This is a genomic window from Tenacibaculum singaporense (assembly GCF_003867015.1).
Lineage (GTDB): Bacteria > Bacteroidota > Bacteroidia > Flavobacteriales > Flavobacteriaceae > Polaribacter > Polaribacter singaporensis.
In genome coordinates this window covers 1,207,042-1,226,737 of the sequence record NZ_CP032548.1, presented here as the reverse complement: position 1 = coordinate 1,226,737, position 19,696 = coordinate 1,207,042, and the positions used below count along the sequence as shown (strand labels likewise).

At 35.6% G+C, this 19,696-nt stretch carries 12 protein-coding genes, 2 tRNA genes and 3 rRNA genes; 4 read left to right on the top strand and 13 right to left on the bottom strand.

Features of this window, described 5'->3' with window-relative positions:
* Positions 1 to 13 precede the first annotated feature (13 nt).
* The 5 genes from D6T69_RS05570 to D6T69_RS05550 form a co-directional block, all read right to left on the bottom strand.
* Entirely contained in the window at positions 14 to 832 is an 819-nt protein-coding gene (locus D6T69_RS05570) for an energy transducer TonB (RefSeq protein ID WP_125066825.1), read from the bottom strand.
* Positions 833 to 1,225, bottom strand: a complete 393-nt coding sequence (locus tag D6T69_RS05565) for an ExbD/TolR family protein (RefSeq protein ID WP_125066824.1) — start codon at positions 1,223 to 1,225, stop codon at positions 833 to 835.
* On the bottom strand, positions 1,225 to 1,908 hold the full coding sequence (locus D6T69_RS05560; protein WP_047790255.1) for a MotA/TolQ/ExbB proton channel family protein: 684 nt from the start codon (positions 1,906 to 1,908) through the stop codon (positions 1,225 to 1,227). Before D6T69_RS05560 ends, D6T69_RS05565 begins: the two co-directional genes overlap by 1 nt.
* Before the next feature lie 177 nt (positions 1,909 to 2,085).
* Positions 2,086 to 3,312 (bottom strand): Glu/Leu/Phe/Val dehydrogenase dimerization domain-containing protein, encoded by a 1,227-nt coding sequence (locus tag D6T69_RS05555; RefSeq protein ID WP_125066823.1) that lies wholly within the window; start codon positions 3,310 to 3,312, stop codon positions 2,086 to 2,088.
* A 162-nt stretch (positions 3,313 to 3,474) separates the two neighbouring features.
* A complete protein-coding gene (locus D6T69_RS05550; RefSeq protein ID WP_125066822.1) occupies positions 3,475 to 4,557 on the bottom strand; it encodes an anhydro-N-acetylmuramic acid kinase in 1,083 nt (360 codons plus the stop codon).
* 92 nt (positions 4,558 to 4,649) lie between these two features.
* On the opposite strand from D6T69_RS05550, the gene D6T69_RS05545 reads away from it, so the two are divergent.
* The 4 genes from D6T69_RS05545 to D6T69_RS05530 all read left to right on the top strand — a co-directional run bounded on the left by D6T69_RS05545 (position 4,650) and on the right by D6T69_RS05530 (position 9,363).
* Positions 4,650 to 5,792: an acyl-CoA dehydrogenase gene (locus D6T69_RS05545; RefSeq protein ID WP_047790258.1), complete on the top strand. Its 1,143-nt coding sequence runs from the start codon at positions 4,650 to 4,652 to the stop codon at positions 5,790 to 5,792.
* 102 nt (positions 5,793 to 5,894) lie between these two features.
* Complete coding sequence (locus tag D6T69_RS05540; protein ID WP_125066821.1) at positions 5,895 to 6,845, top strand: glycosyltransferase family 2 protein; 951 nt, start codon at positions 5,895 to 5,897, stop codon at positions 6,843 to 6,845.
* On the top strand, positions 6,838 to 7,704 hold the full coding sequence (locus D6T69_RS05535) for a lysylphosphatidylglycerol synthase transmembrane domain-containing protein (RefSeq protein ID WP_125066820.1): 867 nt from the start codon (positions 6,838 to 6,840) through the stop codon (positions 7,702 to 7,704). Before D6T69_RS05540 ends, D6T69_RS05535 begins: the two co-directional genes overlap by 8 nt.
* A 3-nt stretch (positions 7,705 to 7,707) precedes the next feature.
* Complete coding sequence (locus tag D6T69_RS05530; RefSeq protein ID WP_125066819.1) at positions 7,708 to 9,363, top strand: ArnT family glycosyltransferase; 1,656 nt, start codon at positions 7,708 to 7,710, stop codon at positions 9,361 to 9,363.
* A gap of 10 nt (positions 9,364 to 9,373) precedes the next feature.
* On the opposite strand, the gene D6T69_RS05525 is transcribed toward D6T69_RS05530, so the two are convergent.
* From D6T69_RS05525 to D6T69_RS05490, 8 genes are all read right to left on the bottom strand, one after another.
* Complete coding sequence (locus tag D6T69_RS05525; RefSeq protein WP_125066818.1) at positions 9,374 to 10,165, bottom strand: tRNA pseudouridine synthase A; 792 nt, start codon at positions 10,163 to 10,165, stop codon at positions 9,374 to 9,376.
* A gap of 1 nt (position 10,166) precedes the next feature.
* Positions 10,167 to 11,348, bottom strand: a complete 1,182-nt coding sequence (locus tag D6T69_RS05520; RefSeq protein ID WP_125066817.1) for an acetate/propionate family kinase — start codon at positions 11,346 to 11,348, stop codon at positions 10,167 to 10,169.
* Positions 11,349 to 11,369: 21 nt separating this feature from the next.
* Positions 11,370 to 13,463, bottom strand: coding sequence for a phosphate acetyltransferase (pta, locus tag D6T69_RS05515; protein ID WP_125066816.1), 2,094 nt, complete (start codon positions 13,461 to 13,463; stop codon positions 11,370 to 11,372).
* Positions 13,464 to 13,603: 140 nt separating this feature from the next.
* Positions 13,604 to 13,712 (bottom strand): 5S ribosomal RNA (rrf, locus tag D6T69_RS05510).
* A 99-nt stretch (positions 13,713 to 13,811) separates the two neighbouring features.
* A 23S ribosomal RNA gene (locus D6T69_RS05505) occupies positions 13,812 to 16,682 on the bottom strand.
* Between the two features lie 232 nt (positions 16,683 to 16,914).
* Positions 16,915 to 16,988: transfer RNA gene (locus D6T69_RS05500), tRNA-Ala, on the bottom strand.
* Positions 16,989 to 17,078: 90 nt separating this feature from the next.
* A tRNA-Ile gene (locus tag D6T69_RS05495) sits at positions 17,079 to 17,152 on the bottom strand.
* 81 nt (positions 17,153 to 17,233) lie between these two features.
* Positions 17,234 to 18,755 (bottom strand): 16S ribosomal RNA (locus D6T69_RS05490).
* The 16S, 23S and 5S rRNA genes sit together here with 2 tRNA genes alongside, the layout of an rRNA operon.
* Positions 18,756 to 19,696 lie beyond the last annotated feature (941 nt).

The following is a 19,696-nucleotide window of genomic DNA, read 5'->3' as shown; positions in this document are numbered from 1 at the left end:
AAAATAGGTGTATTTACTTTGAAAGAGAAAACTTGTAGATAATTGTTCCTCGTTGTTTAGATGGAGCATTTCCGTCTGCATTCCATTTTGTTTTTAACGCTGCTTTTTTTGCCGCATCGTATAAGCATGATGCTGAATTCGTAGTCCCTCTAGCTCCAGGAGTTGCTTTGATTACTTGCCCGCTTTGATTTACTTCAATACTTACCACTACCGTACCCTCTTCCTGACAGTCTGGTTTTTGAATAGGTTTTGACAAAGCTTTTCTTCCTGCTAGGTTATAATTACCTCCTGAACCACTTCCGGAATTTCCATAATATTTATCTGAATTAGGATCTCCATTTTCATTTCCTTTTACGCCTGATTCTTTATCATCTCCTTCACCTGCATTTGTTCCTTCATTTAAAGTTCCGCTTAACAAACTATTCAGAGCATCGGTCGTTTCTTTAGATGGTTTTGGCTTTGGTTTCTCTTTAGGTTTTTCTTCTTTCGGAGTTTCTTTTACAGTTTCTTTCTTTTCTTCTTTTTTTTCAACCACTGGAACTTCTTCTGCCGTATCGTTTGTAATAATTTCTTCTTTTATTGTTTCCTCTGGGGTTTCTTCTACTTGCTCTTCAACGACCTCTTCTTGTTGTGGTGTTGCTTGTGCTTTAGTTTTTTCAACAGGCTCTCCACTTCCTACTTCAGAGGTACCAAAATTAATTGCTAGACCATATTCAATTGGTGGATCGAAATATTTCATTCCGTAATTGAATATTCCAATAACAAATAATATCAGAATAATTGCTGTTATCACAGCTGATTTACGTTTATGTTGGGTATCTAAAACTGTCATTTATTTGCCTTTAACGGCTAAAATCATTTTTAACTTATTTCTATTCGCAATATCAATCACCTGCATTACTTTTTTATATTGCACATTTTGATCACCACGAATAACCACTGTCTTCTTTTTATCTACACCTACTTTGGTTAACAACTCTCTTTCTAAATTTACGTTACTAACTTTTGTTTTGTCTATATAAAATGACGCATCATTTGTTATGGTTACCGCTACTGATGTATTATTTTCTGTTTTACCTCCAGCTTTTGGCAACAACACATCAATTGCACTTACTGTAACAAGTGTAGATGTTAACATAAAAAATATCAATAACAAAAAAACAATATCAGTCATTGATGACATATTGAAATTTGGATTGACTTTATTTCTTCCTCGTAAATTCATTATACTGGCTCGTTTAATAAGTCTAAAAACTCAACAGACTTTGCTTCCATTTGATAAACAACTTTATCGGTACGAACAACTAAATGGTTGTAAGCTATATATGCAATAATTCCTACAATTAATCCTGCAACTGTCGTTGTCATTGCTGTATACAAACCATCCGATAACATTTTAATATCTATTTGTCCTCCTGAATTTGCTATTTCATGAATCGCAACAATCATTCCAATTACAGTTCCTAAAAAACCTATCATTGGAGCAGCTCCTGCTATTGTTGCTAATACTGATACATTTCTTTCTAGCTTATAAACCTCTAGTTTTCCTGCATTTTCTATTGCTGTATTAATATCTTCCAAAGGTTTTCCTATTCTAGAAATTCCTTTCCCTATTAATCTGGCCGTTGGCGTAACTGTATTATCACAAAGTGATTTAGCACTATCTATTCTTCCGTTCGTTACATGATCTCTAATTTGATCCATGAAATTAACATCAACTTTAGATGCTTCTTTAATAGCAAAAAAACGTTCAAAATAAATATAAAGAGCTACGGCTAATAACACGAATAACAAAGCGATAATGATTTGACCGCCTACACCTCCATCCATAATTAAATTATAGATTGATAACGTTTTTTCTTGAGGCACTTCCTCTACCAACTCCTGAGTTTCTTGAAATAATAGCATGAATACTAAATTAGAATTTATATTATGTTTTCGCTATTTAACTAACGATTTCTTTTATTTAAAATTGTTTGATATAAAAAGTCTTCCTTACTTTTAACAATGAAGGAAGACTTTTACTTTTATTATGCTTAATTACTTAAAAATAGCATTTTTTTGCAATCATAAAAACTAATAATTTTATACTAGTTCTTTTAATGCAATTTCAAAAGCTGTTTCACTTATTTTAGTTTTTGCCGCACTTTTAGCGTGTGTTCTTTGTAAGGCTTTTTTAATAGTATTTGAAGTATCTTCAAAAATAGCTTGATCTGTCATTTCTACTCTACGTTCCATAAAGTAAGCAAATACTCTTGCCATACCGCAATTTGAAATAAAGTCTGGAATCAAACTCACTTTTTTATCGGTATCTTCCATAATAGATCCAAAGAAAATTTCTTTATCTGCGAATGGAACATTTGCTCCACAAGAAATAACTTCTAATCCTGAATTTATCATCTGGTTAATTTGCTCTTGAGTAACTAACCTTGAAGCTGCACATGGTGCGAAAACTTCACAAGGAAGATTCCAAACACGCTCGTTCATCTCTTCAAAAGGAATCATGTTTTCAGATACTAACGTATTCCCATCTTTATTTAAGAACATTTCTTGAATTTCTTCAAAAGAGAATCCTTCTTCTTTAATAACTCCTCCAACACGATCAATAATTCCTACGACTTTAGCTCCCATTTGTGCTAAATAATAAGCTGCTGCTGAACCTACATTACCAAAACCTTGTACTACAGCACGCTTTCCTTCTACTGTTCCTCCATAAATATCGTAGTAGTGACGAACTGCTTCCGCAACTCCATATCCAGTAATCATATCAGCTACTGTATATTTTCTGGCTACACTTGGTGATAAGTTTTCATCTTCTAACACCTTAATAACTCCATGACGTAACTGACCAATACGGTTAATTTTATCTGCTTCGGTAGGCTTGAAATGTCCATTAAAAACTCCCTCTTGCGGATGCCAAACTCCACTATCTTCTGTAATCGGAATTACTTCATGGATTTCATCAACGTTTAAGTCTCCTCCTGTTCCATAATAGTTTTTTAATAATGGAGCAACAGCTTTATACCAACGCTCTAAAACTCCTTTTTTACGAGGGTCTTGCGGATCAAAATTAATTCCTGATTTTGCTCCTCCAATTGCTGGGCCCGATACCGTAAATTTCACTTCCATAGTTTTAGCAAGTGACATTACTTCGTATTTATCTAATCCTTTGCGCATACGTGTACCACCACCAGCAGCACCTCCTCTTAATGAATTAATAACTGTCCAACCTTCTGCTTCTGTTTCAGGGTCTTTCCAATTAAATACTATTTCTGGTTGCTTTTCTTCGTATTGCTTTAATAATTCTTTCATTGTTTAATGTTATAATAGATGATTTTCAACTTTACCTGTTTCTTTTTCATATTCAAAAAATTCGTTGTAATTATTCCCCTGTGGGGAAGCTAAAGTTGATTCATTATACTATAGGTTTTAATGTGTAGTTGTTACCGAACAAATTTATCATAAAAAACAACATTACTCAAATACTTTATTTTTTTTATGTGGATAAAAAATATTACCTGAAGAATGATCCTTCTTTGCCCCTGTAACTGACTGTAAACAGTTTACTTTGTTTTGCGTTTTTAGCATTCCTAACAATGCAAAAATCAAAGCTTCTTTGTAATCAATAAGTTCTGTGCTTACTCGTTTTATTTTTGTTTGTGCAAAAAACTCTATTCTCTTCATTAAAAACGTATTGAATGCTCCTCCTCCTGTTACTAAAATAGTAGCATTATTTTTAACAACATTACCTATTTGCATTGCTACATGCTCTACAAAAGTTCTTAAAATTGCAGGAATATCTGTTTCAGATTTGTCTACTAAAGGAAGGATATTTTCTTGTACCCATTCTAATCCCAACGATTTTGGAGGAAGCTCTTGATAAAAGGAAAGCCCATTCAATCGCCTCAATAATTCAATATTAATTTTTCCTTCTGAAGCTATTTTCCCTTCATCATCATACTCTAAATCTATTTTACGTGTATAATAGTTCAGTACAATATTTACAGGACAAATATCAAAAGCTATTCTTTGACTGTCTTTCTCATAAGAAATATTAGCAAACCCTCCTAAGTTTAAGCAATAATCATAATTAGAAAACAGCAGTTTATCTCCTATTGGAACCAAAGGAGCTCCTTGTCCACCTAATTGCACATCTTGAATTCTAAAATCACACACTACTTTTTGTTTGGTACTATTTGCTATAACCTGTCCATTTCCTATTTGTAGTGTAATTCCATTTTCTGGTTGATGCAAAATTGTATGTCCATGGGAAGCTATGAAGTCTATATTAACTATGACATGCGTTTTTATAAAATTGTTTAGAACATCTCCCAACAATTCACCATAAATAACATCTAACAATTTTAAATCTTCTTTATTATATGTAATTGCCTCTTGTAATTTCTTTTTCCAATCATCAGAATATGGTATCGTATTTGCCTTTAAAATCTCAAAATCATGATACGATTGACTATTCATTTTTATATATGCCAAATCTATTCCATCTAAAGAAGTTCCTGACATTAATCCAATACAATAAATATAGTTGTCTTGCATAAAGTAAAAATAGCAAGTCTATTGAAAAATTGCTATTAAAAAAGTATCTTTGAGCACATTTTTTACGAATTTAACAAAATATAAAATAGATAATGGATTTTAACCTTACAGAAGAGCATTTAATGATTCGTGATGCTGCACGTGATTTTGCTCAAACCGAATTATTGCCAGGAGTTATAGAAAGAGATGAAAAACAAGAATTTCCTAATGAACTAGTTCGCAAAATGGGTGAGTTAGGATTTATGGGAGTAATGGTAGATCCTAAATACGGAGGAAGTGGAATGGATGCTGTTTCTTACGTATTAATTATGGAAGAATTATCAAAAATTGATGCTTCTGCTTCAGTTATGGTTTCTGTAAACAATTCATTAGTATGTTATGGTTTAGAAGCTTATGGTACTGAAGAACAAAAACAAAAATATTTAACAAAATTAGCTACTGGTGAGCAAATTGGTGCGTTTTGTTTAAGTGAACCAGAAGCTGGTTCTGATGCTACTTCACAAGCAACTACTGCTGAAGACAAAGGTGATTACTACCTATTAAATGGTACTAAAAACTGGATTACTAACGGTGGACGTGCTGATACTTATTTAGTAATCGCTCAAACAGATAGAGCTAAAGGTCATAGAGGAATCAATGCTTTTATTATTGAAAAAGGTATGGAAGGTTTCCACATTGGTCCTAAAGAAGACAAATTAGGAATCCGTGGTTCTGACACACACACGTTACAATTTAACGATGTAAAAGTTCCTAAAGAAAATCGCATTGGTGAAGACGGATTCGGTTTTAAATTTGCGATGAAAACTTTATCTGGTGGACGTATTGGTATTGCTGCTCAAGCTTTAGGTATTGCTTCAGGAGCTTATGAGTTAGCTTTAAAATACTCTAAAGAGCGTAAAGCTTTTGGTACTGAAATTTGCAACCACCAAGCTATCGCTTTCAAATTAGCTGATATGTATACAGAAATTGCTGCGGCTCGTCACTTAGTAATGGCTGCTGCTTGCAAGAAAGATGCTGGTGAAAACTATGATCGCGAAGGTGCTATGGCTAAATTATACGCTTCTAAAGTAGCAATGGAACAAACTGTTGAAGCTGTTCAAATTCATGGAGGTAATGGTTTCGTTAAAGAATACCATGTAGAGCGTTTAATGCGTGATGCTAAAATCACCCAAATTTATGAAGGAACTTCAGAAATTCAGAAAATTGTAATATCAAGAAGTTTAATTAGAGATTAGTTTTTCTCTTCAATATTATATCTAAGTAAAAGCTCATTTAAAAAATGAGCTTTTACTTTTTTTAAATTCTTTGTAGTAACTTTGCCCAATAAATAACCACCTATGTCAAATAAAAAATCCTACGGATTCATATCTGTAATTGTTCCTGTTTACAATGAAGAAGACAATGTAGTTCCTTTAACTAAACAGATTGATGATAGTTTAAAAGGATTTGATTATGAAATCATTTACATTGACGATTTTTCAACCGATAACACAAAGAAAAATGTTATTAACATGAACAACCCTCGAGTTGTTTTGGTTGAGTTACGCAAAAATTATGGACAAAGTTTGGCCTTAGCTGCTGGTTTTGACCAAGCAAAAGGTGATTACATCGTTACTCTTGATGGAGATATGCAAAACGACCCATCAGATATCCCTCATATGATTGAAAAAGCTGAATCTGAAGATTGGGATGTAGTTACAGGAATTAGAGCAAAAAGAAAAGACTCTTTTATTCGCACAATTCCTTCTAAAATTGCAAATTTTTTAATTAGAAGAGCTACTCGTTTAGATTTAAAAGATCAAGGGTGTGCGATAAAAGTATTTAAAAAAGAAATAGCTAAAGATTTAAACTTGTACGGTGAAATGCACCGATTTATCAATCTTTTAGCTCACTTAAACGGAGCAAAAATTACTCAGGTTCCTGTAAAACATCATCCGAGAATCCATGGACAATCTAAATATGGATTAGGAAGAACTGTAAAGGTTATCAATGACATTATTTTAATTATCTTCCAAAGAAAATACATGCAGCGCCCTGTACACCTTTTTGGTAATTTTGGGTTGTTTTTTATGTTCTTTGGACTGGCCATTAATTTCTACTTACTAATATTAAAATTATTGGGACAAGATATTTGGGGCAGACCTTTATTAATTGTTGGTGTTATGCTCGTTATTATTAGCTTGCAATTTTTTACTGTAGGGATTATTACTGACTTATTAATGAGAACTTATTACGAGTCGCAAAAAAAGCGCCCTTATACTATTAGAAAAATTCATGTAAGTGAGTAACAAAATTGTTAAAACTCTAGCCAAAATAGGAGTAAGCATCTTACTTTTATACTTGGTATTTACAAAAATTGACTTTAATCAAGTCATCAAATTATATGAAACATCCAATCCTTTTTATTTAGTATTGGCAATTTTATTATTTGTGGCTTCACAGTTTATTTCATCCTTACGGTTAAATTATATTTTTCATCAAAATCAATTTCATCTAAGTCAAGTTAGCAATTTAAAATTGTATTTTGTTGGAATGTTTTATAACTTCTTTATACCCGGAGGTGTGGGGGGAGATGCATACAAAGTATACATATTGAGCAAGCAATTTGGTTGGAAACCAAAACAGTTAACTAAATGTGTATTTGTTGATAGACTTATTGGTTTATTAGCAATTTTTTCTCTATTAATTTTAATGGGAGGGTATTTGTTTTTTTCTAACTCATTATTATTCTTAGTCAGTATCGTTATTGCTTTAGCTTCTTTTTTTGTAGCAAAGCTTATTATGGTAAGAGTTTTTAAAAGCAGTAACACTTATTATAACTATAGTTTTGGTTATTCATTAGTTATTCAATTATTACAAGTTTGCGTTATTATTTGTATTATCAAAGCCTTTCAGTTAAAAGTAGTTGGGGTTATTAGTTACTGCTTTGTTTTTCTAATTTCATCAGTACTTTCAGTAGTTTCTTTTGCAGGATTTGGAGCAAGAGAGTATATCTTTTTAAAAGCCTCAACTTTTTTAAATACCCAAGAAACAATAGCTACAAGTATTGGACTTTCATTTAATATTATTACGGCTTTAATTTCTTTAATAGGATTGGCTTTTATTATAAATAAGGTACGGTTAACAACTGTTTCAATAAATAAATAGTTTATGGACTTTTTTTACCAGCAAAAAAACATTAAATACCTCTATTTTTTAGTGGCAATCGTTTATGTTATAGGATTATTTATTCCTTTAATGGCTAATGATTCTGCACAACATGCCACTATGGCTATGCGCATGTATTTAAGTGATAACTTTTTTGAACTTCTAAAAGGTCCTAATCCTTATTTAGATAAACCACATATGCATTTTTGGTTATCTGCCATTTCATTTAAACTATTTGGTCTACACGAATGGGCTTACCGAATTCCAGCTTTATTATTTACTATTTTAGGAGCCTATTCTATTTATCAATTAACAGGAAAGTTATATAGTAAAAGTGTTGCTCACTTTGGTTCTCTGATCTTCTTAACTAGTCAATCTATCATTTTAGCTAACCACGATGTTCGTACTGATGCCGTTTTAACTGGTGCTACTATTTTTGCTATTTGGCAATTGTTTGAATATGTTTCAACAAAAAAACTAGTTCCCATTATTTTAGGAGCTATTGGTATGGGAATTTCTTTTTCTACTAAAGGGTTTTATGGAGTTGGTATTATTTGTTTTGCTATATTTTCTCATATAGTTTACACTAAAAAATTTAATGTAATATTCTCTTATAAAGTTCTTATCGGTTTGGTTGCTTTCTTCCTTTCTATTACACCTGTAGTATACGCCTACTATGTTCAATTTGGAATGGATGGTGTCAATTTTATTCTATGGAGTCAGAATGTTGAGAGAATAACAGCTACTGGTTTCAAGCAAAACAGTCCTGATTACTTTTTCTTTTTTCATTCTCTACTTTGGACTTTTTTACCTTGGGCTTTCTTAATGTACTATGGCTTATATTATCAAATAAAAAAGTTAATTGTAAACAAATTTAAACCTGTACAAGGTATAGAATTATTAACTATAGGTGGAGTATTAATTACCTTAATTATTATTAGCTTTTCAAAATTTAAACTACCACATTATTTAAATCCATTATTAGCTTTATTAGCTGTTTTTACTGCTGGAGTTTTATACAATCTTCAAAAGGACAATCAACAAAAAACACTGAAAATATTCTTAGGTGTTGTTTATTTTATGGTTTTAGTGTTAACTATTGCAGTTATTTTAATTTTATGTTGCACTTTCAACACTCCTTCTATTTTAATTATAGTGTTTAGTACCATTCTATTATTAATAGTACTCATTAACTTAATTCAAAAAGAAGATTTTAGTAAAAAAATTGTTGTCAACTCAGTATTGCTAATGGTATTTGTAAATGTGGTACTTAACTCTTACTTCTACCCTGAATTATTACAATATCAAGGTGGAATTAAACTAGCAAACATTGTTAATCAAAATGACACCATTAATGTAAAGGATATCTTTTTTTATGAGAATGATTATTCTTGGCCTTTAGATTTTTATACGCAGAGAAATACTCCTCACATTACAAAAGAAGAATTAAAAAATGTAGATAATGATGTTTGGATTGTCATCAGAAATATTCCTCTTGAAAAAATAAAAAAAGAAGGGTTTATTATAAAGGAGAAACACAGAGTTGATCATTTTAGAGTAACAAGACTTAGCTTAAAATTTTTGAACCCTAAAACTAGGGAATCAAAATTAGGAAGTGCGTATTTATTAAAAATAGCGTCAAAAAAAGACACCGAATAAAATTTACCGCTTACTCTTTTTTAAATTCTACTTTATGTAAATGTAGTCCAGAAGCTGGTGCAATAGTTTTCATAAAATCTATATCACTATTTTCAGGACTCAAACTTTTTTTTATAAACTCCAAATCATAATTTCCTTTACCTAATTCTGCTAAAGCTCCCATAATCAAACGAATTTGATTACGTAAAAATCCACTTCCTCTAATAATTAAAACATAGCTTATCTCTGGAAAAAAAGAAGCTGATAAATCCGTATTTTCTTCAATCTTACACACATCAATAGTACGCTCTACTTTGGTTTCTGCAGATGGCTTCGTGCAATAATGTTTAAAATTATGAAAACCTTCAAACAATTGTGCACCTTCTTTCATTAACTCTACATCTAATTCATCCAAATACCCAGTTAAAAAAGGAGCGCAATAAGGGTGATTTTTCTCTCCAAAAGAAAAGTAATAACGATACTCTTTTACTTTCGGATGTTGAATAATATTGAACTCTTCATCGTGAAGTTGCTCTACTGCTAACACTCGAATATCAGAAGGTGAATTGCGATTAAAGTCTTCTACAAAAAAAGATTCATCTAATTTTTCATCAATAAACAACTGGAAGTAATAATCGGTTGAGGAAACTTTTGCATCCGTTCTCCCAACTCCTACTGACTTGCAACGAATTCCTTTACACACAAACTTTAATGTCTTGTCAACAAAAAAATGAACTGTTTTTAAATTAGGTTGTTTTTGCCAACCGTGTAAGCGAAATCCTAAATATTGAAACCGTACTAAATAAGCATACTTATAATTCATACTATAATAACTCGTACGACTGTTTTGCGATTTCTAATTCTTCATTTGTTGGAATTACCAATACTTTTACTTTGGAAGTTTCTTTGTGTATTTCAGTTAACTTCTTCGCTCGAATAGCATTCTTTTCAGTATCCAATTCAATTCCCAAATACTCCATATCTGTACAGACTAATCTTCTAATCACATCAGAATTTTCACCAATACCTGCAGTAAATACAATTGCGTCTAAACCATTCATTGCTGCAACGTACGAGCCGATGTATTTTTTTATTCTATAAGCATTCATATCTAAAGCTAACTGACAATTTTTATCTCCTTTTGCTGCTGCTGCTTCAATATCACGTAAGTCACTAAAACCAGTTAAACCTAACATTCCACTTTCTTTTTGTAGCATGTTGTTTACATAATCAACATCGTATCCTAAATTATTTATCAAATAGAAAATTAAAGAATGGTCTATATCTCCAGAACGAGTCCCCATAATTAACCCTGTAACAGGACCAAAACCTAAACTATGATCAATACTTTTTCCATTTTTAACCGCAGTAATACTACATCCGTTCCCTAAATGAATCGTAATAATTTTTGAATTTTCTTTTTGAAGATATTCATTCGCTTTTTCCGACACATATTTATGGCTAGTCCCATGAAATCCATACAAGCGAATTCTATGCTCATCTAAAAATTTATTAGGAATTGCATATTTATAAGCTTCAACAGGTATGGTTTGATGAAATGCTGTATCAAAAACGGCTACTTGTTGTGCATTCTTAAAAATAGATTCAGAAACTGTAATTCCTTCTAAATTTGCTGGATTATGTAAAGGTGCTAACGAAAATAACGATTCTATTTTCTTTTTTACTTCCTCTGTTACTTTTGTTGTTTTAGTAAATGTACTACCTCCATGCACTACTCGGTGTCCAACAACTTTAATTTCATCTGTAGAAGAAATTACGCCTACTTTTTCATCCAATAATAAATCAACTACTCTTTCTAAACCAAATTTATGATCTTTAATTGCTACCTCTTCTTCAACTTTATCATCATTTGATTTATAATGAACTTTTCCTACTTCTAAACCAATTCTTTCTATCAATCCTGAACAAAGTACTTCTTGTTGAGGCATTTCAAATAATTGATATTTTATTGAGGAACTTCCTGAGTTTATTACTAAAACTTTCATCTTTTTATATTAATAAGTAAACTATTCTTGCGCTTGGATTGCTGTTAAAATTACGGTATTAAAAATATCATCAACGGTACAACCTCTACTTAAATCGTTTACAGGTTTGTTCAGTCCTTGTAACATTGGACCAATTGCCAAAGCTCCAGTTTCACGCTGTACAGCTTTATAAGTATTATTTCCTGTATTTAAATCAGGAAAAATTAACACATTCGCTTGACCTGCTACTTCTGAATTAGGTAATTTCTTTTTTCCTACGGAAGGATCAACTGCTGCATCATACTGAATTGGTCCTTCTACCTTTAAATCTGGACGTTTTTCCTTCACAATTTCAGTAGCTCTTCTAACAGTATCTACATCTTCTCCTTTGCCTGAAGCACCTGATGAATATGATAACATCGCTATTTTAGGATCTATACCAAAAGCAATACTTGAATCTGCTGAAGAAATTGCAATTTCTGCTAATTCTTCTGCTGTTGGATTTGGATTTATAGCACAATCACCAAACACTGAAACTCTATCCTCCAAACACATAAAGAAAATTGATGAAACTACTGAAAATCCTGGTTTCGTTTTTACAAACTGTAAAGCTGGTTTTATAGTATGTTGAGTAGTATGTGCTGCTCCAGAAACCATTCCGTCAGCTAACTCTTTATATACCATCATAGTTCCGAAATAAGAAACATCTGCCATCAAGTCTTCAGCCATTGCAGGGCTTAATCCTTTGTGTTTTCTTAATTCATATAACGTGTTGGAAAAATCTGCAAAGTATTCAGATTCTATTGGATTAATAATTTCAGTTTTATCAAAATCAAAAGGAATATTTAATCGCTTAACTGAAGCTTCTACATTTACTCTTTTACCCAATATCGTTAACTTAACAACACCTGTTTTTTGTAGTTGAGAAGCGGCTATTAAAATTCTATCATCGTTTCCTTCAGGTAATACAATGTGTTTACGTATTTCTTTAGCTTTTTTCAATAAGTTATATTGAAACATTCTTGGAGTTAATGCTTCTGAACCTTTGTAACTAACTAACTTTTCATTCAAGCTTGCAACATCAACATGTTTTTCAAACATATTGATAGACATTTTTATTTTATCTACATTCTCAGCATAAATATGAGAACGAACTGCTCCTAGTCTAGAAGCAATACTAAATGTTCCATCTTTAACCCAGAGAATAGGTACTATCTTTTCCAAACCTTCTATTAATTTAATAATAGACGAGTTTAATTCCATTCCTCCAGTAAGAATAATCCCAGCTATAGACGGATAATTACTAGAAATATTCGCTTGCAACGTTCCTAACAAAATATCTGATCTGTCTGCTGGAGTTACTACAACGCTATCATCTGTCAAATGATGCAAAAAATGTGATAATTGCATTGCTCCAACTTTAATGTCACCAGTTGTATTATTTAGAAACTCTTCTCCAAATAAAACTTTTCCTTCAATCTCCATTAAAAACTCCTTAATAGTTGGATTATTTAACTTTTGGTCTATTGGAATTGCATTAATAGAAACTGTCTTAGGTAGATTAGCACCTACTTCTTCAACTATAATTGGAATATTTTTTTCTTGGACTTTGTTTGCCACAACTGCAATGACCTCTACATCTTTATTTATAAAAGAATCATAGGTTAATCGTAAACTTTGTATAAAGTCCTCAAGTGATTTATTCACTCCTCCTGAGACAATGATCACAGGTGCACCTATATTTTTTGCTATAAGTACATTTAAATCCATTTCTATCACAGCTCCATGATCAGAAAAATCAGTTCCCTCAATAATTACAAAATCATTTTCTTCTTCTAGTTTCTTATACTTTTCAATGATTCTATTAATAATTTCATCCTCTCTGTCATCATTCAATTTTCTAATCAGCTCCGAGCGTGTAAAAGCATAACAATCTTCATACTCACTTTTTAAATTGAAATAATTAAGAACTGTGTTTATATGATTATCTCTCTTATCACCTATCGGATTGTCAATTATAGGTCTAAAATATCCTACTTTAGGTTTTTTACGAAGTAACAGCTGCATCAACCCCAAGCTAAGCATAGATTTCCCTGAGTTTGCATCACTTGCAGCAATATAAATTGCTTTATTCATATTCTTGCTTTTGAAGCAAAATTACTTCTTTTATAATTATAAAAATAACGGGAAAAGGATTAAAAACTACGAGATACAGGAATCCTCAAAAATAAGATCAAAAAAAAACCTCAATCTAATAAAAGATTGAGGTTTAAAAAGAAAGGCAACGACCTACTCTCCCACCAGTGGCAGTACCATCGGCGCTAATGGGCTTAACTTCTCTGTTCGGAATGGTAAGAGGTGAGCCCCATTGCGATAATCACCTTAAATCGTTTCAGTATATCTCAACTGTATAAGTTAACATATTAGTAAAATCATATCCTAAATCATCAAAGAGTTTGCTCCCGGCCACTAGGACCGGGATACGTACATAAGCCTATGGGTTATTAGTACTACTCGGCTACATACATTACTGCACTTACACCTATAGCCTATCAACGTGGTGATCTTCCACGACCCTTTAAAGAAATCTCATCTTGTGGTGGGTTTCGCGCTTATATGCTTTCAGCGCTTATCCCTTCCCGACGTAGCTACTCTGCAGTGCCCCTGGCGAGACAACAGATACACTAGAGGTCAGTCCAACTCGGTCCTCTCGTACTAAAGTCAGATCCACTCAAATTTCTAACGCCCACAGCAGATAGAGACCGAACTGTCTCACGACGTTCTGAACCCAGCTCGCGTGCCACTTTAATGGGCGAACAGCCCAACCCTTGGGACCTTCTCCAGCCCCAGGATGTGACGAGCCGACATCGAGGTGCCAAACCCCCCCGTCGATGTGAGCTCTTGGGGGAGATCAGCCTGTTATCCCCGGAGTACCTTTTATCCTTTGAGCGATGGCCCTTCCATGCGGAACCACCGGATCACTATGCTCTACTTTCGTACCTGATCGACCTGTATGTCTCTCAGTCAAGCTCCCTTATGCCATTGCACTCTACGCACGGTTACCAAGCGTGCTGAGGGAACCTTTAGAAGCCTCCGTTACTCTTTTGGAGGCGACCACCCCAGTCAAACTACCCACCACGCACTGTTCTCATTGCTGAGTTAGGCTCTAGATAAGCAAAGGGTGGTATTTCAAGGATGACTCCACAACGCCTAGCGACGCCGCTTCAAAGTCTCCCACCTATCCTACACATTACTTATCCAAAGTCAATACGAAGCTATAGTAAAGGTTCACGGGGTCTTTTCGTCCCGCTGCGGGTAATCGGCATCTTCACCGATACTACAATTTCACCGAGCTCATGGCTGAGACAGTATCCAGATCGTTGCACCATTCGTGCAGGTCGGAACTTACCCGACAAGGAATTTCGCTACCTTAGGACCGTTATAGTTACGGCCGCCGTTTACTGGGGCTTCATTTGATTGCTTCGCCGAAGCTAACAACTCCACTTAACCTTCCAGCACCGGGCAGGTGTCAGGCCTTATACATCATCTTTCAATTTAGCAAAGCCCTGTGTTTTTGATAAACAGTCGCCTGGATCTTTTCACTGCGGCCAACATTGCTGTTGGCGACTCTTCTCCCGAAGTTACGAGTCTATTTTGCCTAGTTCCTTAGCCATGAATCTCTCGAGCACCTTAGAATTCTCATCCCAACTACCTGTGTCGGTTTACGGTACGGGTTCTTATAATCTGAAGCTTAGAGGTTTTTCTTGGAAGCCTTTAGGCACACTATCCACGCATCCGAAGACTTGTGGTACTATCGTACTTCAGCTAGATCTGCGGATTTGCCTACAAATCTAATACCTACATACTTCAACGAGCTATTCCGTCAGCTCGCGGTGCTTTCATTACTCCGTCACCCCATCGCAATTATAAGAAGTACAGGAATATTAACCTGTTGGCCATCGACTACTCCCTTCGGATTCGCCTTAGGTCCCGACTAACCCTCAGCTGATTAGCATCGCTGAGGAAACCTTAGTCTTTCGGTGAGGGGGTTTCTCGCCCCCTTTATCGTTACTTATGCCTACATTTTCTTTTCTATACGTTCCAGCATACCTCACAGTACACCTTCAGCACATATAGAATGCTCCCCTACCACTTTAATAAGTCCATAGCTTCGGTAATATGTTTATGCCCGATTATTATCCATGCTCGACCGCTCGACTAGTGAGCTGTTACGCACTCTTTAAATGAATGGCTGCTTCCAAGCCAACATCCTAGCTGTCTGGGCAGTCAAACCTCGTTTTTTCAACTTAACATATATTTGGGGACCTTAGCTGATGGTCTGGGTTCTTTCCCTCTCGGACATGGACCTTAGCACCCATGCCCTCACTGCTGAGAAACATTTTATAGCATTCGGAGTTTGTCAGGAATTGGTAGGCGGTGAAGCCCCCGCATCCAATCAGTAGCTCTACCTCTATAAAACTTTTAATCAACGCTGCACCTAAATGCATTTCGGGGAGTACGAGCTATTTCCGAGTTTGATTGGCCTTTCACCCCTACCCACAGGTCATCCAAAGACTTTTCAACGTCAACTGGTTCGGTCCTCCACTGTGTGTTACCACAGCTTCAACCTGCCCATGGGTAGATCACTCGGTTTCGCGTCTACTACTACTAACTATAATCGCCCTATTCAGACTCGCTTTCGCTTCGGCTCCAGACCTTAAATCTTTAACCTTGCTAGCAACAGTAACTCGTAGGCTCATTATGCAAAAGGCACGCCGTCACACAGTAAATGTGCTTCGACCGCTTGTAGGCGTACGGTTTCAGGTTCTCTTTCACTCCCTTACTTAGGGTTCTTTTCACCTTTCCCTCACGGTACTAGTTCACTATCGGTCTTTCAGGAGTATTTAGCCTTACCGGATGGTCCCGGTGGATTCATACAGGATTACACGTGTCCCGCACTACTCAGGGTACTGCTATATCCTCTTCGATTACCTGTACGAGACTATCACTCTCTATGGTTCGTCTTTCCAAACGATTCCAGTTCTCTTAGATTCTAATGTCGCAGCCCTACAACCCCAATATTGCCGTAACAACATTGGTTTGGGCTAATCCGCGTTCGCTCGCCACTACTAACGGAATCACTTTTGTTTTCTCTTCCTATGGTTACTTAGATGTTTCAGTTCACCACGTTTGCCCCCTTGCGGGTAATACATCTTCAATGTATTGGGTTGCCCCATTCGGAAATCTACGGATCGATAGGTATGTGCCCCTCCCCGTAGCTTATCGCAGCTTATCGCGTCCTTCTTCGCCTCTGAAAGCCTAGGCATCCTCCATACGCCCTTATTTAGCTTATTGTACTTTTTGCTGTAGTATCTCTACTACAACGAGCTCTTTATAATTCTTGTTCTTATAAAAATATGTTGTTAGATGTTATCTAACTCTCTATCTTGATTCTTTACGATATCATTTTACCAATATGTCAATGAACTTGTGGCGTGTCGCCACTGACAAGCACTTAAACTTGTTAGTCACAATCTGCCTGCAATACTCTTGAAGATAATATTACTTATCTCCAGGCATCGCCCAGTGGAGAATATCGGAGTCGAACCGATGACCTCTTGCGTGCAAGGCAAGCGCTCTAGCCAGCTGAGCTAATCCCCCATACTTCTAGTGATGAGTTTTTAGTACATGAGTGAAGCATTTAATCACTCACTCAACCTCTAGAATTTCCTTTACTAAGTCTTAAAATTGTAGTCTCGGGCAGACTCGAACTGCCGACCTCTACATTATCAGTGTAGCGCTCTAACCAGCTGAGCTACGAGACTATTAAGATCTTAGTCTATTTTTTAAAATTAACAGCAAAGAGTAAAATAAAACCTCTTATGTAACTCACCATCTTTCTCTAGAAAGGAGGTGTTCCAGCCGCACCTTCCGGTACGGCTACCTTGTTACGACTTAGCCCTAGTTACCAGTTTTACCCTAGGCAGCTCCTTGCGGTAACCGACTTCAGGCACCCCCAGCTTCCATGGCTTGACGGGCGGTGTGTACAAGGCCCGGGAACGTATTCACCGGATCATGGCTGATATCCGATTACTAGCGATTCCAGCTTCACGGAGTCGAGTTGCAGACTCCGATCCGAACTGTGATATGGTTTGTAGATTCGCTCCAACTCGCGTTGTGGCTGCTCATTGTCCATACCATTGTAGCACGTGTGTAGCCCAGGACGTAAGGGCCGTGATGATTTGACGTCATCCCCACCTTCCTCACGGTTTGCACCGGCAGTCTCGCTAGAGTCCTCAGCTTTACCTGCTAGCAACTAACGATAAGGGTTGCGCTCGTTATAGGACTTAACCTGACACCTCACGGCACGAGCTGACGACAACCATGCAGCACCTTGTAAAGTGTCCGAAGAAAAAGCTATCTCTAGCCCTGTCACTCTACATTTAAGCCCTGGTAAGGTTCCTCGCGTATCATCGAATTAAACCACATGCTCCACCGCTTGTGCGGGCCCCCGTCAATTCCTTTGAGTTTCAATCTTGCGATCGTACTCCCCAGGTGGGACACTTATCACTTTCGCTTAGTCACTGAATATAAACCCAACAACTAGTGTCCATCGTTTACGGCGTGGACTACCAGGGTATCTAATCCTGTTCGCTCCCCACGCTTTCGTCCATGAGCGTCAGTATATACGTAGTAGACTGCCTTCGCAATCGGTATTCTAAGTAATATCTATGCATTTCACCGCTACACTACTTATTCTATCTACTTCCGTATAACTCAAGTCAACCAGTATCAAAGGCAGTTCCATAGTTAAGCTATGGGATTTCACCTCTGACTTAATTGACCGCCTGCGGACCCTTTAAACCCAATGATTCCGGATAACGCTTGCACCCTCCGTATTACCGCGGCTGCTGGCACGGAGTTAGCCGGTGCTTATTCTTACAGTACCGTCAAGGAACTACACGTAGTTCTGTTTCTTCCTGTATAAAAGCAGTTTACAACCCATAGGGCAGTCTTCCTGCACGCGGCATGGCTGGTTCAGAGTTGCCTCCATTGACCAATATTCCTCACTGCTGCCTCCCGTAGGAGTCTGGTCCGTGTCTCAGTACCAGTGTGGGGGATAATCCTCTCAGACCCCCTACCTATCGTCGCCATGGTAAGCCGTTACCTTACCATCTAGCTAATAGGACGCATAGTCATCTTGTACCGATAAATCTTTAATTATAAACTGATGCCAGTTCACAACACTATGGAGTATTAATCTTCATTTCTAAAGGCTATCCTCCTGTACAAGGCAGATTCTATACGCGTTACGCACCCGTTCGCCGGTCGCCGACATCTAGCAAGCTAGATTCGCTGCCCCTCGACTTGCATGTGTTAAGCCTGCCGCTAGCGTTCATCCTGAGCCAGGATCAAACTCTTCATTGTATAATCTTTAATATTATAAATGTTAAGTTCCAAAAGAATTTCTAACTTCGTAGAAGTTATGGCTATCCTACTCTTTGTTTTACGCTGTCAATTTCAATATTTTCAATGAACGTATCGAGTCGATACTGACAAGTACTTTACATACTCCGTCTCTAAACTCAATCTCTTGTAGAAACACTAGACTCGAACTAGTAACTTATCGTCTTCCAAAATTTCTGTGATCGTGTCGCTTTGTGAAAGCGGATGCAAAACTACAAACTCTTTTTAATCTGACAAAACTTTTTTTGAAGTTTTTTTCGCTTGTTTTTGCTACACTATTTTAATGAACTAATTCCCTAAAAATCGGACTGCAAAGATACTCACTTTATTTATTAATAAACAAGAAAAATTTAAACTATTTTTTTAACCTTTTCTTTAAATATCTTAAACCCTATTTTAATGAACTCCTACTAACTTCTTAGCTTACCGCTTTTCCGTTTGCGGGTGCAAATATAGATACCTTTTTCCATTCAACAAGTACTTTTTTTGCCTTTTTTCTAAACTATTTTTTAACTCTTTGTCTCATACTACTTTATACCTGAATTTTTTTTCTAACCAATCAAAACAATACCTACTCTTTCACATAAAAAACATCTTTTAACTACTCCCTTTAATACTAATAGTGGCTTGTACATACTATATATATGGTAGCAAATCGCGTTAGGGATTAAAGCGGCATCCTTTTGTTTTTGACTTGCAATAGCATCTCAAGAACAAAAGATATAGCCGAAAGCCCGACAGTTTACTTGTGCTTGAACCTTAGTGAAAAACACTTGTAAACTGGAACGCCCTTGAAATAAAAATCCGTTTTGAAATACCTTATATATATATTGTATGAAAAATGCTTTTACAATATCTTTGCGATTCAAAATTTCCACTTGTAAGGAAATTATACATAACAC

Bases quoted from the DNA above. Each gene is read 5' to 3' on its own strand.
- D6T69_RS05565 (WP_125066824.1), bottom strand. From the start codon at position 1,225: ATGAATTTACGAGGAAGAAATAAAGTCAATCCAAATTTCAATATGTCA.
- D6T69_RS05520 (WP_125066817.1), bottom strand. From the start codon at position 11,348: ATGAAAGTTTTAGTAATAAACTCAGGAAGTTCCTCAATAAAATATCAA.
- D6T69_RS05525 (WP_125066818.1), bottom strand. From the start codon at position 10,165: ATGAATTATAAGTATGCTTATTTAGTACGGTTTCAATATTTAGGATTT.
- D6T69_RS05530 (WP_125066819.1), top strand. From the start codon at position 7,708: ATGGACTTTTTTTACCAGCAAAAAAACATTAAATACCTCTATTTTTTA.
- D6T69_RS05555 (WP_125066823.1), bottom strand. From the start codon at position 3,312: ATGAAAGAATTATTAAAGCAATACGAAGAAAAGCAACCAGAAATAGTA.
- D6T69_RS05570 (WP_125066825.1), bottom strand. From the start codon at position 832: ATGACAGTTTTAGATACCCAACATAAACGTAAATCAGCTGTGATAACA.
- D6T69_RS05540 (WP_125066821.1), top strand. From the start codon at position 5,895: ATGTCAAATAAAAAATCCTACGGATTCATATCTGTAATTGTTCCTGTT.
- pta (WP_125066816.1), bottom strand. From the start codon at position 13,463: ATGAATAAAGCAATTTATATTGCTGCAAGTGATGCAAACTCAGGGAAA.
- D6T69_RS05550 (WP_125066822.1), bottom strand. From the start codon at position 4,557: ATGCAAGACAACTATATTTATTGTATTGGATTAATGTCAGGAACTTCT.
- D6T69_RS05545 (WP_047790258.1), top strand. From the start codon at position 4,650: ATGGATTTTAACCTTACAGAAGAGCATTTAATGATTCGTGATGCTGCA.
- D6T69_RS05560 (WP_047790255.1), bottom strand. From the start codon at position 1,908: ATGCTATTATTTCAAGAAACTCAGGAGTTGGTAGAGGAAGTGCCTCAA.